Below are 12,735 nucleotides of genomic sequence, written 5' to 3' on the forward strand. Positions count from 1 at the left end.
GGGATGGGGGCGCGAGGCGGGGCAGATTTCCCCACGGGGGCAATTCGCCCCGGTAGACTCACGGGCCTCCATGCCCGCACTCGCCCAAGAGCTCGAAGTGGCCCGGCGCATCGCCCGCCAGGCTGGTGACATCCTCCTGCAGGTCTACGCCACGGACTTCTCCGTCACGGACAAGGCCGGAGGCGCCGGACCCGTCACGGTGGCGGACGAGCGCGCCAACGCCTTCATCGTGGGCGAGCTGCGCAAGGCCTTCCCGGCGGACGGCGTGGTGGCGGAGGAGAACGAGGACGCCTCCGACGCGAAGCACTTCAGCCGCTGCTGGTTCGTGGATCCGCTCGACGGCACGCAGGAGTTCGTGAACCGCAACGGCGAGTTCGCCATCCACATCGGCCTCGCCGTGGAGGGCCGGGCGGCGCTGGGCGTCGTCTACCGCGCGGTGGGGGACGTCCTGTACTCCGGCATCGTCGGCGAGCAGGGCTACGTGGAGGACCCGCAGGGCCGCCGCGCGCTGCGCGTGTCGGACGTTGCGGACCCGGCGCAGCTGCGGCTTGTCGTGTCGCGCTCGCACCGCTCGAAGACGACGGACGCGGTGGTGCAGCGGCTGGGCATCACGAAGGAGACGGAGTCCGGTTCGGTGGGGCTCAAGTGCGGCCTGCTGGCGGAGGCCCGCTGCGACCTCTACGTGCACGTGAGCGACAAGAGCTACCGCTGGGACAACTGCGCGCCGGAGGCCGTCATCCGCTCCGCGGGCGGCGTGCTCACGGACCTGGCGGGCAACGCGTACCTGTACGACGGCTCCGAGCTCCAGAACCGCCGGGGCCTGCTCGCGTGCAACGCCGCCGCCTTCGACAAGGTGTTGCCCGTGGCTTCCCAGGTGGCCCACGAGGCCGGCCTGCTGAAGTAGTCAGCGCGGCTCGACCGCGCGGCGCAGCTCGCCGTACAGCCGCGCGAGGTCCGGGAGCTGGTAGCTGGCGTTGAGCCCGCTGGGATTGGGCAGCACCCACAGCCGCGCTTCGCCCAGCGTCTCCTCCTGCGGTCCGAACCTCGCCTTCGGCCGCGAGAAGGCGGTGCGGTACGCGCCCAGCCCCAGCACCGCGAGGTACTTCGGACGGTAGCGCTCCACCTTGCGCGCCAGCGACTTCGCGCCTTCCGCGTACTCCGCCGCGCCCAGCTGGTCCGCGCTCGCCGTGGCCCGGTCCACCACGTTGGTGATGCCCAGGCCCAGCGTCAGCAGCTCCGCCTGTTCCGCTGGCGTCAGGAGTCGCGGGGTGAAGCCCGCTGCGTGCAGTGACGGCCAGAAGCGGTTGCCCGGCCGAGCGAAGTGCACGCCCACCACCGCGGAGTAGAGGCTGGGGTTGATGCCGCAGAAGAGCACCCGCAGGTCCGGGGCCAGCAGGTCCGGCATGGTGCGGCCGGTGGCGGCGAACAGCTCGTCCTTCGTGGGGCGGTGGAGCTTCATGGGGTGGGCAATCCAGGCCGGAACCTAGCGGGTCGGGTGCCGCCTCGCACGTCCATGCGCCTGGGCGTGGCCCGGGCAGGGAAGGGGACGGACGCCTTTCCCAGCGACAGCGCCCGGTCCGCGCAGGCAGAGTGACACTCCGTGTCCGCATCGACATCGTCCGAGCCCTCGCGGCTGACGCCCAGGCACTGGCTAGCGCTCGCGGTGGCCGTGTTGCCGCTCGCGCTCTACGCCTTCTCCTCGCGCCAGGGCGACCTGCCGCTGTACTTCCGGACGGCCCGCGCGTTCCTGGACGGCGCGGTCCCCAACCGCGACTTCCGCTTCGAATACCCGCCCTACGCGCTCCTGTGGTTCGTGCCCGCGACGTGGGCGGGCGGCGACCTGCGCGGTTTCATCCTCGCGTTCGGCCTCCAGCTCACGCTCATCGACGCGTTCATCAAATGGCTGCTGCTGTCCGAAGGCGTGCGCCGGTGGGGCACGGCCTGGCGCGCGTGGGTGCCGTTCGCGGCGTACTCCGTCGTCAGCTGGCTCCAGAGCGTGCACTACCTCAAGCGCTACGACCTCATCCCCGCAGCGCTCGCGCTGGCCGCGGTGGTGGCCCTGATGCGCCGGCGCGAAGGCTGGGCGGGTATGGCGCTCGCGGTGGGCACCGTCACCAAGCTGTACCCGGCCGTGCTCGTGCCGCTGGCCCTGGCCGTGTGCTGGCGCCGGGGCGCGAAGCCGACGCGGGCCCTCATCACCGGCCTCGTCGCGGGCGTGCTGCCGCTGGTGCCGCTGAGCTTCGTGTGGCCGTGGTGGCGGTTCGCGGCCTTCCACGTCGAGCGGGGCCTCCAGGTGGAGGCTCTCAGCGCGGGCCTGCTCTGGGCCGCGCACCTGATGGGCTTCGCCCAGGTCCAGTGGGTCCACGCTCCCGCCGCCTATGAGCTGCACGGCGCGGATGCCGAAATGGTCCGCGCTGTCACCCGGCAGGTGTGGGTCGCGGGCCTGCTGCTGGCCGTGGCGGTGTCCGTGCTCGCCGCGTGGCGCAGGCCTCCGGTGCACATCGAGGACGGGGCCCGGCTGACGCTGGTGCCGCTCGTGGCCTTCGTCATCCTCAACCCGGTGCTGAGCCCGCAGTACCTCATCTGGCTCACCGGGGCCGCCGCGCTCGCGCTGCTCTCCGGAAGGGTGTGGCCGTCCGCCGTGCTGCTGGTGGCCGCCGCCATCACGCGCGGGCTCTTCGCGGGCAGCACCTACAACACGGGCTGGCAGCCGTCATTCACGCTGCTGCTCCTCGCCCGCAACGCGATGGTGCTCTTCGCGGGGCTCGCCTGGGCCCGCGACGCGTGGCGGTGGGGACGCCCTGGTGCCACGGTGCTTCCGGAGGTGAAGGACGCACCCGCGCCGACACCGCCTCCCTGAGGCCCGGTTGCCTGCCCGGCATGGACCGGAGCGCCGATGCGAGGGCCGGGGCTCGTGGTTACAAGGAAGGCATGGCCCGTCCGGTGAACGTCAACGCCCTGCTGCCCATCGAGGCGGAGTTCCAGCGCGAGCGCGCCTCCGGGTTGCGCCGCTCCGGAGACAAGCTGGAGGACGCCCTCGCCCTGGTGGCCAAGGCGGAGAAGGAGCTGCGCGCCCTGCATGGCGTGGCGCGGGTGGAGCGCTACGCGGCGTACCGCGCGCTCTGGAAGGAAGCGGAGCGGCTGCGCTGGAACCTCACCGTGCAGCGCGAGGCCTGTGGCCTGCGTAACCACCGCGACCTGGACCTCATCTACCCGCTGCCGCCCCTGCTGCGGGAGTGACGCGGGCTGTCCGCCGCTTCACGGTGAGGTGCGCCACGCGGCCACGGCGAAGAGCGCCCAGCCCACGAGGAAGCCCAGGCCGCCCAGCGGCGTGATGGCGCCCAGCACGCGCACGCCGGAGAGGGCCAGCGCGTACAGGCTGCCGGAGAAGAGGACGATGCCCGCGAGCATCGCCCAGCCTGCGGACTCCAGGAGCGCGGAGGGGCGCACCGTGCCCAGCAGCCCCACCGCCACCAGCGCGAGCGCGTGGTACATGTGGTAGCGCGCCCCGGTTTCGAAGATGACCAGCAGGTCCTGGGGAAGCCGGGCCTTCAGCGCATGCGCCCCGAAGGCGCCCGCCGCCACGGACAGGAAAGCGTTCACCGCGCCCACCACGATCCACCACCGCATCATCGAGTGCCTTTCTTCGCGCGCTTGACTGCGGCACGCTACACCGCGCCTCACGGCAGCGTCCTGGTTGAACACGCACCCGCCCCAGCCGCGCCCATCCCAGATGATGACTTCCCCTTCCTTCCAGCCGACCCCGTCGATTCCCTTCGAGCTGCGCCAGTCCCCCATCCAGGGCACGGGCGCCTTCGCCACCCGCCGCATCCGCAAGGGCGCGCGCATCATCGAGTACATCGGTGAGCGCATCACCCAGGCCGAGGCGGACGCCCGCTACGACGACGAGTCGATGGAGCGCCACCACACGTTCCTCTTCAACCTGGACGACGACACGGTGCTGGACGCGGGGACCCTCCACAACGAGTCGCGCTACATCAACCACTCGTGCGAGCCCAACTGCCAGTCGCTCATCGACAAGGGCCACATCCACATCTACGCGCTGCGCGCCATCGAACCGGGGGAGGAGCTGACGTACGACTACGCGTACGAGCGCAGCCCGGAGATGGACGCCGAAGCCGAGTCGCTCTACGTCTGCCGCTGCGGCACGCCCTCCTGCCGGGGCACCATCCTCGCCCCGGAGAAGAAGGCCCCCGCGCGGCGCAAGAAGGCCGCCTCCAAGTCCAAGGCGACCTCCAAGTCCAAGGCCGCGTCGAAGTCCAAGGCGACCTCCAAGTCCAAGGCCGCCAAGAAGTCGAAGGCCTCGCCGCCAGCCGCCGCGAAGAAGAAGCGGGGCACCCAGCGCGCGAAGTCTCCGGGCCGTGGCCGCCGCGCCGCGGGCTGAAGCCCCCAAACGGAAGCGCGCGCGCTCCGGAGCCGGGCATTAGAGTGGAGGCGTGAAAGACGTCCTGCGCTTCCTGCTCACCGAGGCCCCTGACTTTCCCGCGCTGGACTCCGTGGAGGCCTGGTGGCGCCGGCACCTCGCGGTGCTGCCGCGCTTCCAGGTGCCCGCGGACCTGGCGCTCGCCAGCGGCTTCCGGATGGACCGGATGGGGTTCGCGTTCTCCTCCGGCTACCAGGCCGCGCTGCGCTCGCTCTTCCCCCAGCTCCCGGCGGACCGGCGCGCCGCGCTCTGCGCCACGGAGACGGGCGGCGGGCACCCGAGCGCCATCGAAACGAAGCTCACGCCGAAGGGCGCGGGCTGGACGCTCGATGGCGTGAAGACCTACGTCACGCTGGGCACGCACGCGGAGGTGCTGCTGGTGGTCGCCTCCGAGGGCCGGGATGCCCAGGAGCGCAACCGCCTGCGCATGGTGCGGCTGGACGCGCGCACGTCCGGGGTGACCGTGGAGCCGCTGCCGCCGCTGGGCTTCGTGCCGGAGGTGCCGCACGCGGCGCTGCGGTTGGACGGCGTGGAGGTGGACCTGGAGGACGTGCTGCCCGGGGATGGCTACACCCGCTACCTCAAGCCGTTCCGCACGGTGGAGGACTGCCACGTCAACCTGGCGGTGCTGGGCTGGCTGGTGAAGGTGGCCCGCCGGTGCGGCTGGCCGGTGGCGCTGCGCGAGGAGTTGGTCGCCGTCGCGGTGATGATCCACGCGCTCGCGTTGGAGGACCCCAGCGACCCGGCCGTGCACGTGGCGCTGGGCGGAGCGCTCGCGCAGATGCACCGCGCGCTGGAGCGCTGCGAGGTGGCCTGGGAGGGCGTGGACGTGGAGATGCGCGAGCGGTGGCAGCGCGACCGGCGCCTGCTCGACCTGGCGTCCAAGGTGCGCGCGAAGCGGCTGGAGGTCGCGCGGCAGCGGCTGGCCGGCGGCGCGGGCGAGGACTGACGCCCGGGCAAAGCGAAGCCCGCGAGGGGAGGGGGCTCAAGGCCTCCTCCACCGCGCGGGCTTGGGGTGCTACGGGTGACTTCAGTACCGGCCGCCGCCCAGCGCGGAGACGGCGGCGGACAGGATGCGGTTCTCCACGCCCCAGACGGCCTTGTTCATGCCCTTCACGCCCGCGCCGCGCATGTAGTCCGTGAAGTCGTGCAGGGCGGTGGAGCGCTGCATGCGCTCCGTCTTGGCGGCGTAGAGCAGCGGCGTGTTCGGCGCGCCCGTGAGGCCCAGGTCCGGACAGGCCTCCGACAGCGCCGCGCGGTCGATGCCCGTCACCGCGGACAGCATCGCCACGGTGAAGTGGTGCACGGGCAGCTCGCGCGCGTTGGGCACGCGCTCCAGCACCTTCGCGCGCGACTTCGGATCCGTGGCCAGCTGGGGCAGCGTCACCCGGGACATCTCCAAAATCTGCTCGTTGGTGACGTGCTTGTTGTCCAGGATGGCCCGGTCGAACAGGCTCTGCGGCGTGTCACCCTTGATGGTGATGTTCACGTCGGACAGGCGCTGGCGCATGGTCTGGATGGCGCGCCCCACCTCCGTGTTCGCGCCCCCGCGCCACGAACCCGGCGTCGCCTGCACCGGCGCCATCGTCGCGCGGGTCCGCGCCAGCTCCGCGCGGTTGAGCACGTCCGCGCGTGACGCCTCCGTGACCTGGTTGGCCCGGGCGGGCTGAGCGGCCGGGGCCTGCGTGCGGGCCGGAGCGACGGAGGGGGCGGCGGGACGGTTGCGGATCTGCGTCATGGAGGCACCTTCTACCCTGGATGTCGGAGTACCGGATTATCGCCGGGAGAGCAGGGGAGTTGCCTTGCCGTGCCCTCCCCAGCGCGTGCGTTCCGCCCGGGGCCCGGTATGGTGCGCGCCATGTCCCCGCGCCTGCCCACCCAGTTCGCCGACCTGCTCACCCCGAAGGGCCGCCGCATTCTCGAAGGCCGAGACTCCGAGACGTGCGGTGCACTCCTGGACCCCACGCGGCCCTTCATCGCGCTGCAGGGCGTCATCGACGTGAAGAAGGCGGCCGAGGCCCGCGACATCCTGGACGCCGCGCTGCGTGACACGCTCGTCACCATGGAGGACCCCATCCCGGAGGACTCCATCTCCGGCATGGTGGAGAACTACACGGAGGCGCTGCCCAAGACGGTGCGCGTGCGCACCGCGCTCCTGGAGAGCCGGCGCTCGCGCTCATGGCGCGCGGCGGAGGCGGTGGGGCTGAGGGCGCTCCTGCGCTCGGACACGTTCGCGGCCTTCGCGGCGACGGTGAGCGGCCGGCCGCTCAAGCGGGGCTGGGGCATCCAGGTGCTCTGCTACGGCCCGGGCGACTACACCGGCCCGCACAACGACCACCACCCGGAAGAAGCGGACGCGCGCGACGGCTACGTGGACATGCACGTGAGCCTCACGCAGCCCGCCGTGGACCACCAGTACCTCGTGTACGCGAAGGACGGGCACTTCTCCGAGCTCACCAAGGTCAGCACCGTGGGCGGCGTCACCGTGTACCGGCTGCCCTTCTGGCACTACACGACCCCGCTCGCCGCGAAGCCGGGAAAGGAGGACGCGGCGCGCCGCTGGGTGCTCCTGGGCACCTTCCTGGACGCTGGGCCCGGGACGCGTCCTTCCTCCACCATCCTGCCGGCGGGCGCCCCTCCGCCTGTCCGGGCCGTGACAGTCGGACGTGGCACCGGGGCCGGACGGCGTTAGCGTGCCGGGCCCATGAGCCCGACTGACATCGACACGCAGGCCAACGACCTCCTCCAGTACATCGACGCGTCGCCCACGCCGTACCACGCCGTGCGCGAGACGGCGCGCCGCCTCACCGCCGCGGGCTTCCGTGAACTGGACGAGCGCGAGTCCTGGTCGCTGAAGCCCGGTGACAAGGTCTTCGTCATCCGCGGCGACACGAGCATCGCGGCGTTCCAGCTGGGCACGAAGCCCGTGGACACCACCGGCTTCCGGCTGGTGGGCTCGCACACGGACTCGCCCAACCTGCGCCTCAAGCCCAACGCGCCCGTCAACCGCCACGGCTACCAGCAACTCGGCGTCGAAATCTATGGCGGGGTGCTGCTGCACACGTGGACCGACCGGGACCTGTCGCTCGCGGGCCGCGTGGTGACGCTGCACAACGGCCGCCCCCAGCACCACCTGGTGGACTTCCGCCGGCCGCTGTTGCGCGTGCCCAACCTGGCCATCCACCTGAACCGCGGCGTCAACACGGAGGGCCTGAAGCTCAACGCCCAGGAGCACATGGTGCCGGTGCTGGGCCTGGAGAGCGCGGGCCCCGCGGAGCTGAAGGGGCTGCTGGTGGAGGAGCTGGGCCGCTCGGGCGTGAAGGCCGCCGCGGACGACCTGCTGGGCTACGACCTGTGCCTCTACGACTTGCAGCCGTCCACGCGCTCCGGCCTGCACGGTGAGTTCCTCCACGCGCCCCGCCTGGACAACCTGGCCAGCTGCCACACCGGGCTCACCGCGCTCTTGAAGGACACCGGCCCACGCGAGGCCACGGTGGGCGTGGTGCTCTACGACCACGAGGAGTGCGGCAGCCGCAGCGCGCAGGGCGCCGCGTCGCCGTTCCTCAAGGACCTGCTGGAGCGCATCGTCCAGGCGCACGCGGATGGGCGCGCGGACGCGTTCCACCGCGCCATCCGCCGCTCGTTCATGGTGAGCGCGGACATGGCGCACGCGGTGCACCCCAACTACTCCTCCATGCACGAGCCCAAGCACCAGCCGCAGCTGGGCGGCGGTCCGGTCATCAAGACCAACGTGAACCAGTCCTACGCGACGGATGGCGAGTCGTGGGCGCACTTCGCGGCGCTGTGCAAGGAGGCGGGCGTCACGCCGCAGCACTTCGTCACCCGCACGGACCTGGGCTGCGGCAGCACCATTGGCCCCATCACCGCGGGGCAGCTGGGCATCCGCACGGTGGACGTGGGCAACCCCATGCTGTCCATGCACTCCATCCGCGAGCTGGCCGCCGCGTCCGACGTGGCCCGCATGGTGGCGGTGCTGACGCGCTTCTTCGCCTGAGCGGGCAAAAGGAAGAGGCGGGCCCGGTGGTGACACCGGACCCGCCTCGGATGTTTCAGGAAGCTTTCAGCGCTGGAACTAGTTCACGCCCACCGCGGTCCAGGCGTCCTTCACCTTCTGCACCTGGACGGAGTCGGCGCCGTGCAGGTCCGTGGCGGCCTTGATGGTGGCCTCGCGGGCCTGGGCGAACGTCGTGCGCGGCGTCATGTACGTGGTGAGGGCGCGGGTGAAGATCTTCAGGCCGTCCTCCATGCCGATGCCGCCCTTCACTTCCAGGCCGGACGTCTTGTTCTTGCCGCCCTCGACCAGCAGGTAGAAGGCGTTGTTGGAGATGCCGCTGGAGCCGTGCACCTCCGTCTGCTTCGGGTAGTTCTTGTAGTTGTCGACCGAGTAGTTGTCCTTGGTCGGGTCGTTCATGTAGCGCAGGCCGTCCTCATCGCTGCCGTTGTTCGGCGTCCAGGCGGCCTCGCCCACGGTCCAGTTCCACTTGGCCTCGGGGTTGTTCTGCGCGGCGTACCACTCCACGCCCGTGCCGATGATGTCGGAGAAGGACTCGTTCAGGCCGCCGGACTCGCCGCTGTAGATGAGGCCCGCGGTGCGCTCCGTGAGGCCGTGCGCGATCTCGTGGCCGGCGATGTCCAGCGTGGTGAGCGGGCCGGACTGCTTCCCGTCGCCGTCGCCGTAGCTCATCTTCTCGCCGTCCCAGAACGCGTTCACGTAGTTGTTGCGCACGTGCACGTAGCTGGTGAGCTTCTCGCCCGCGCCGTCGATGGAGTCACGACCCATGATGTTCTTCATGAAGTCGTAGGTCATCGCCGCGCCGTAGTGCGCGTCGACGGCGGCCTTGGCGCGCGCCGGGTCGGTGGCCTCGCCCCACTTGTCGTTGTCGTCGGTGATCTTCGTCTGGCCGGACGCGGTGGTCTTGTTGTTCGCGTCGTAGGTCACCACGCCCTTGCCGCGCGTCGAGTCCTCCAGCGAGTACGTGCCGTCCGCTTCCTTCTTGGTCTTCAGGTCCACGTGGCCGCTGTACATGGACAGGTCGTCCGCGGTGCCCGCGGGCGGGTTCTGCGGATCCGTCGGCGGAGGCGTGGTCTCCTTCGCCTGGATGTTCAGGCTCCAGTTGTTGAGGGTGCCCACGTCACGCGCGGCCTTGTCCTCGACCTTGAGCGTCCACTCGCCCTTCGTGTTCTCGCCCGCGAACGCGGCGGACAGGTCGAAGGAGCCGGCGATGTCGTCCTTGGAGCCGCCCTTGCGGTCCTGCACCACGGCGGACTTGCCGGAGGGGCTGGTCAGCGTGACCTTCAGGTCGCCGCTGAAGGTGTGCTTGATGTTCAGGTCGAGCGACAGCTTGTCGACCGTCACGTTGTCCGGGAAGGTGATCTTCGACTCGACCTGGCCCTTGTCCGGGATGGACGCGTTGGGGCTGGCGGTGCCGTTGACCTGCATCGGCGCGGCGGCCTTCTTGCTCCAGCCGCCAATCTTGTTGAAGCTCTCCAGCACCGCGCCGGTGTTGGCGTCGATGATGTAGTTCTGCTTCTTGGGCTTCTCCTGGCCGGCGATCTGCGTCACTTCCACCTGGAAGGCGGCGCGGTACTTGCCGTCCGCGTCCTGGTAGACGACGCGCTCGGAAGAGGGCTGCTTGTCGGCCTTGCCGCCCAGCTCCTTCTTCGCGATGTCGATGGCCTGCTGCGGCGCCAGCTTCGTCTTCTGGGTCCCCAGGCCCGCGGGGATGGCGTTCTGCTCACCGGTGACGCTGGACACCTTGCCGTCCGTGCCCAGGTGGCTGATGACCTGCTCGCCGAAGACCTTCACGCCCTCGTGCATGCGGTCCAGGCGCACGTGGGTCATGCCCAGCTCGTCGCGCTCCACGCTCTTGGGAGCCAGCGTCGGGCCGGTCTTGTTCGCCGCCAGCAGCGACGAGGCCGTCATCGGCGGGGTGAGGTGCTTCAGGGACGTCTGGATGGCCTGCTGCGCCTCCTTGCTGTCCAGGGCGAGGCGGCCGGTCTGCGCGGAGGTGGCCCCCGTCGTGGACGCCTGCGACGTCGCCGCGGCGGCGGCCGTGGGCTGCGCGCCCGCGGCGGCGCCCGTGCGGGAAACAGACTCGAAGCCGTCCTTCACGCGAAGGACGTTCTTGGCCTTCGCCGGCGCGGAGGTGTCGGTGGTGGGACGGAGAGAAACGGGCGTCGAACCTTCGGTGCGGCGAATGGTCATGGATCACTCACGCTGCAAGGGGGATGAACAATTCTCGCACGATGAACACCGAGAGTTTCCGATGGGTTGAAGAAGATAACGCGGCAGCCCAGGAATCAGGGGATAGCGCCAGTGGACTTCCTGTGAATTCAACGGTTGACACTGAATTTTTGCTTTCAGTAAGGGTCTATTATGACCCGAATTCCTGAAATCCCCGACGCGGGCCGTCATGGAGCAGCGCGGGCCGGGCGGGAAAATGCCGGAGAAATTGTTGGAAAAGTCCACAACAGCGGCAACCAGGCGGGCAGGCCCGGCGCGTGGAGGCTGATACAATGAGACACGGTTTCCCGGCCGGGATGGTGCGGGGGCTGGACCCTGGGGGGGTTGAAGACATGGAGCCGTGGATTCATCCGGAGACGCGGGAGGCGCCTGGCCTGCCGCTGCTGATGGTGCGGGTGCCGCGCCGGAACTTCGAAGGTCTGTTCGAGCACTCGCTGAGGCCGTCGGGCCCGTTCGCGCAGGCGCTGCGGGACGTGGGCTACGACCCGGACACGGTGGAGGAGCGCCTTCCCTTGGAGGTGTGGCGCGCGTCGCTGGCGGTGGCGCGGCGGCATGCGTGCCCGGGCCTTCCGAGCGAGGACGCCAACCGCGTGCTGGGTACGCACTACGTGGAGGGCTTCGCGCAGACGCTGGTGGGGCGCATCTTCGCCACGGCGGCGCCGCTTTTGGGCGCGGAGCGGTGCCTGGCGCGGCTGCCCACGTACCTGCGCGCGGGCCGCGAGGACATGAAGCTGATGCTGGAGCCGGTGCGCGCGCGGGAGTGGCGGGCGCGGGTGGTGGACGCGGATCCGCTGCCGGACTTCGTGGCGGGAGTGATGGAGCAGGTGTTGCGCCGCACGCGGGTGCTGCCGCGCGTGGACGTGCTGGAGCGCGCCGAGCACACCTATTCGCTGCGGATCCGCTGGGACGAGGCCTGAGCGGCCCGCGCGTCCCCCGCCGCTAGTTGAGGTACGTCTTCGGCGGGGGGCGCTTGTGGGCGGGGGTGAGCGGCGCCGGGCGCGCCTGGCGCCACCGGCCGATGACGTCCATCAACCCGTCGAACGTGTCACGCAGGGCCCAGGCCCGGTCCTCCACGTCCTTCAGGCCCTCGCAGCGCAACAGGCCGTCGCGCAGCGCGCGCTGGACACCGGGGCAGTCGTCGCGCTCGTCGATGAGCTGTTCGGCGGTGTGCGCGTAGAGCCGGTAGCAGCCCTCCACGTCGCCCCGGTTGTAGGCGGGAGCGCCCACGTTGATGGCTTGGCCCAGCAGCGAGGCCACGGACTCCACGGCCGGCGTCGCGCAGCCCTCCAGCAGGCCCACGGGATGCTGCGGCACGTGACGCACGCGGGTGGCGCGCTGCCGGGGCGCGTCCAACGCGGACAGCGGTCGGGGCGGGCCGGGCGTCTTGAGGAGCGGCGCGATGTAGCGCACCGGGATGACCAGCCCCAGCGCGCGGCCGTTGGCGAGCGCCGCGGTGGCCAGCCCCACCACCTGCCCCCGCGTGTCCAGCACCGGCGAGCCCGACGCGTCCTCGGGCAGCGTGCGGGACAACTCCAGCAGGGTGAGCCATTCGCCCAGCACCTGGACCGCGCGGACCTCCAGGACCCGCCCTTCGGGGGGGCGGTCCGCGTGGGCCTGGATGATGTGCAGGGCCTCGCCTTCCGAGGGCAGCGTGGCCGGGCCCAGCGGGAGGGCGGGCACCAGGTCCGGGATGGACAGGCACAGGAGGGCCAGGTCGCGGCGCTCGTCCACGGCCGCCACCTGGACCACCGGGGAGCGCAGGCCGTCCGGCAGCACGGCGGTGATGGCGCGCGCGCTGGCCACCGCGTGGAGGCTGGTGACGACGTGGCCTTCGGAGGAGATGACGAACCCCGTGGCGGTGTGGCCGCCCAGGTCCAGCAGCACCAGGGAGGCACTCGTGCGCCGAAGGGCCTCTTCGGCCCGCGCACGGCGTGCCTGGACGTCATCGGACATGGCCACCCCCGTTCGGCCGGCATTCCCACCGGGATACGTTCCATGTGACCGGCCGCGGCACGTTGTATCAGCC

13 protein-coding genes are annotated in these 12,735 nt (G+C 71.0%); 8 read left to right on the forward strand and 5 right to left on the reverse strand.

The window, feature by feature from the left end; translation table 11 throughout:
- Window positions 1-70 precede the first annotated feature (70 nt).
- Window positions 71-904, forward strand: coding sequence for a 3'(2'),5'-bisphosphate nucleotidase CysQ (locus D7Y21_RS26775; protein WP_121716535.1), 834 nt, complete (start codon window positions 71-73; stop codon window positions 902-904).
- On the opposite strand, the gene mug is transcribed toward D7Y21_RS26775, so the two are convergent.
- Window positions 905-1,459, reverse strand: coding sequence for a G/U mismatch-specific DNA glycosylase (gene mug / locus D7Y21_RS26780; protein ID WP_304988569.1), 555 nt, complete (start codon window positions 1,457-1,459; stop codon window positions 905-907).
- A 141-nt stretch (window positions 1,460-1,600) separates the two neighbouring features.
- On the opposite strand from mug, the gene D7Y21_RS26785 reads away from it, so the two are divergent.
- Complete coding sequence (locus D7Y21_RS26785) at window positions 1,601-2,860, forward strand: glycosyltransferase 87 family protein (protein WP_121716537.1); 1,260 nt, start codon at window positions 1,601-1,603, stop codon at window positions 2,858-2,860.
- A gap of 71 nt (window positions 2,861-2,931) precedes the next feature.
- On the forward strand, window positions 2,932-3,240 hold the full coding sequence (locus D7Y21_RS26790) for a hypothetical protein (protein ID WP_120563465.1): 309 nt from the start codon (window positions 2,932-2,934) through the stop codon (window positions 3,238-3,240).
- Window positions 3,241-3,258: 18 nt separating this feature from the next.
- Here D7Y21_RS26790 and D7Y21_RS26795 read toward each other — a convergent pair whose 3' ends face one another.
- Window positions 3,259-3,633 carry a DUF423 domain-containing protein gene (locus tag D7Y21_RS26795; protein ID WP_120563464.1) on the reverse strand — a complete coding sequence of 125 codons (375 nt, stop codon included), beginning with the start codon at window positions 3,631-3,633 and terminating at the stop codon, window positions 3,259-3,261.
- A gap of 103 nt (window positions 3,634-3,736) precedes the next feature.
- Between D7Y21_RS26795 and D7Y21_RS26800 the strand changes: the two genes are divergently transcribed.
- Complete coding sequence (locus D7Y21_RS26800; RefSeq protein ID WP_120563745.1) at window positions 3,737-4,405, forward strand: SET domain-containing protein; 669 nt, start codon at window positions 3,737-3,739, stop codon at window positions 4,403-4,405.
- A gap of 52 nt (window positions 4,406-4,457) precedes the next feature.
- On the forward strand, window positions 4,458-5,393 hold the full coding sequence (locus tag D7Y21_RS26805; protein ID WP_121716539.1) for an acyl-CoA dehydrogenase family protein: 936 nt from the start codon (window positions 4,458-4,460) through the stop codon (window positions 5,391-5,393).
- Window positions 5,394-5,474: 81 nt separating this feature from the next.
- Here the strand turns inward: D7Y21_RS26805 and D7Y21_RS26810 are convergent, their stop codons facing one another.
- Window positions 5,475-6,182: a hypothetical protein gene (locus tag D7Y21_RS26810; RefSeq protein WP_120563462.1), complete on the reverse strand. Its 708-nt coding sequence runs from the start codon at window positions 6,180-6,182 to the stop codon at window positions 5,475-5,477.
- Window positions 6,183-6,302: 120 nt separating this feature from the next.
- Between D7Y21_RS26810 and D7Y21_RS26815 the strand changes: the two genes are divergently transcribed.
- Together D7Y21_RS26815 and D7Y21_RS26820 are read left to right on the forward strand one after the other, a co-directional pair.
- The gene (locus D7Y21_RS26815) at window positions 6,303-7,136 is read left to right on the forward strand and encodes a hypothetical protein (protein ID WP_233591552.1); all 834 of its coding nucleotides are present in this window, start codon (window positions 6,303-6,305) and stop codon (window positions 7,134-7,136) included.
- Window positions 7,137-7,148: 12 nt separating this feature from the next.
- On the forward strand, window positions 7,149-8,459 hold the full coding sequence (locus tag D7Y21_RS26820) for a M18 family aminopeptidase (RefSeq protein WP_120563460.1): 1,311 nt from the start codon (window positions 7,149-7,151) through the stop codon (window positions 8,457-8,459).
- A 78-nt stretch (window positions 8,460-8,537) separates the two neighbouring features.
- Here the strand turns inward: D7Y21_RS26820 and D7Y21_RS26825 are convergent, their stop codons facing one another.
- Window positions 8,538-10,670 (reverse strand): M4 family metallopeptidase, encoded by a 2,133-nt coding sequence (locus tag D7Y21_RS26825; protein WP_120563459.1) that lies wholly within the window; start codon window positions 10,668-10,670, stop codon window positions 8,538-8,540.
- A gap of 371 nt (window positions 10,671-11,041) precedes the next feature.
- On the opposite strand from D7Y21_RS26825, the gene D7Y21_RS26830 reads away from it, so the two are divergent.
- Window positions 11,042-11,626, forward strand: a complete 585-nt coding sequence (locus D7Y21_RS26830; RefSeq protein WP_121716541.1) for a DUF2378 family protein — start codon at window positions 11,042-11,044, stop codon at window positions 11,624-11,626.
- Between the two features lie 22 nt (window positions 11,627-11,648).
- On the opposite strand, the gene D7Y21_RS26835 is transcribed toward D7Y21_RS26830, so the two are convergent.
- Window positions 11,649-12,662, reverse strand: a complete 1,014-nt coding sequence (locus tag D7Y21_RS26835) for a serine protease (protein WP_121716547.1) — start codon at window positions 12,660-12,662, stop codon at window positions 11,649-11,651.
- Window positions 12,663-12,735: the final 73 nt, after the last annotated feature.

Source organism: Corallococcus sp. AB045 (assembly GCF_003668895.1).
Taxonomy (GTDB): Bacteria; Myxococcota; Myxococcia; order Myxococcales; family Myxococcaceae; genus Corallococcus; species Corallococcus coralloides.

Coding starts and splice junctions, on each gene's coding strand:
- D7Y21_RS26810 (WP_120563462.1), bottom strand. CDS start 6,182: ATGACGCAGATCCGCAACCGTCCCGCCGCCCCCTCCGTCGCTCCGGCC.
- D7Y21_RS26775 (WP_121716535.1), top strand. CDS start 71: ATGCCCGCACTCGCCCAAGAGCTCGAAGTGGCCCGGCGCATCGCCCGC.
- D7Y21_RS26790 (WP_120563465.1), top strand. CDS start 2,932: ATGGCCCGTCCGGTGAACGTCAACGCCCTGCTGCCCATCGAGGCGGAG.
- D7Y21_RS26830 (WP_121716541.1), top strand. CDS start 11,042: ATGGAGCCGTGGATTCATCCGGAGACGCGGGAGGCGCCTGGCCTGCCG.
- mug (WP_304988569.1), bottom strand. CDS start 1,459: ATGAAGCTCCACCGCCCCACGAAGGACGAGCTGTTCGCCGCCACCGGC.
- D7Y21_RS26825 (WP_120563459.1), bottom strand. CDS start 10,670: ATGACCATTCGCCGCACCGAAGGTTCGACGCCCGTTTCTCTCCGTCCC.
- D7Y21_RS26820 (WP_120563460.1), top strand. CDS start 7,149: ATGAGCCCGACTGACATCGACACGCAGGCCAACGACCTCCTCCAGTAC.
- D7Y21_RS26795 (WP_120563464.1), bottom strand. CDS start 3,633: ATGATGCGGTGGTGGATCGTGGTGGGCGCGGTGAACGCTTTCCTGTCC.
- D7Y21_RS26835 (WP_121716547.1), bottom strand. CDS start 12,662: ATGTCCGATGACGTCCAGGCACGCCGTGCGCGGGCCGAAGAGGCCCTT.
- D7Y21_RS26800 (WP_120563745.1), top strand. CDS start 3,737: ATGACTTCCCCTTCCTTCCAGCCGACCCCGTCGATTCCCTTCGAGCTG.
- D7Y21_RS26815 (WP_233591552.1), top strand. CDS start 6,303: ATGTCCCCGCGCCTGCCCACCCAGTTCGCCGACCTGCTCACCCCGAAG.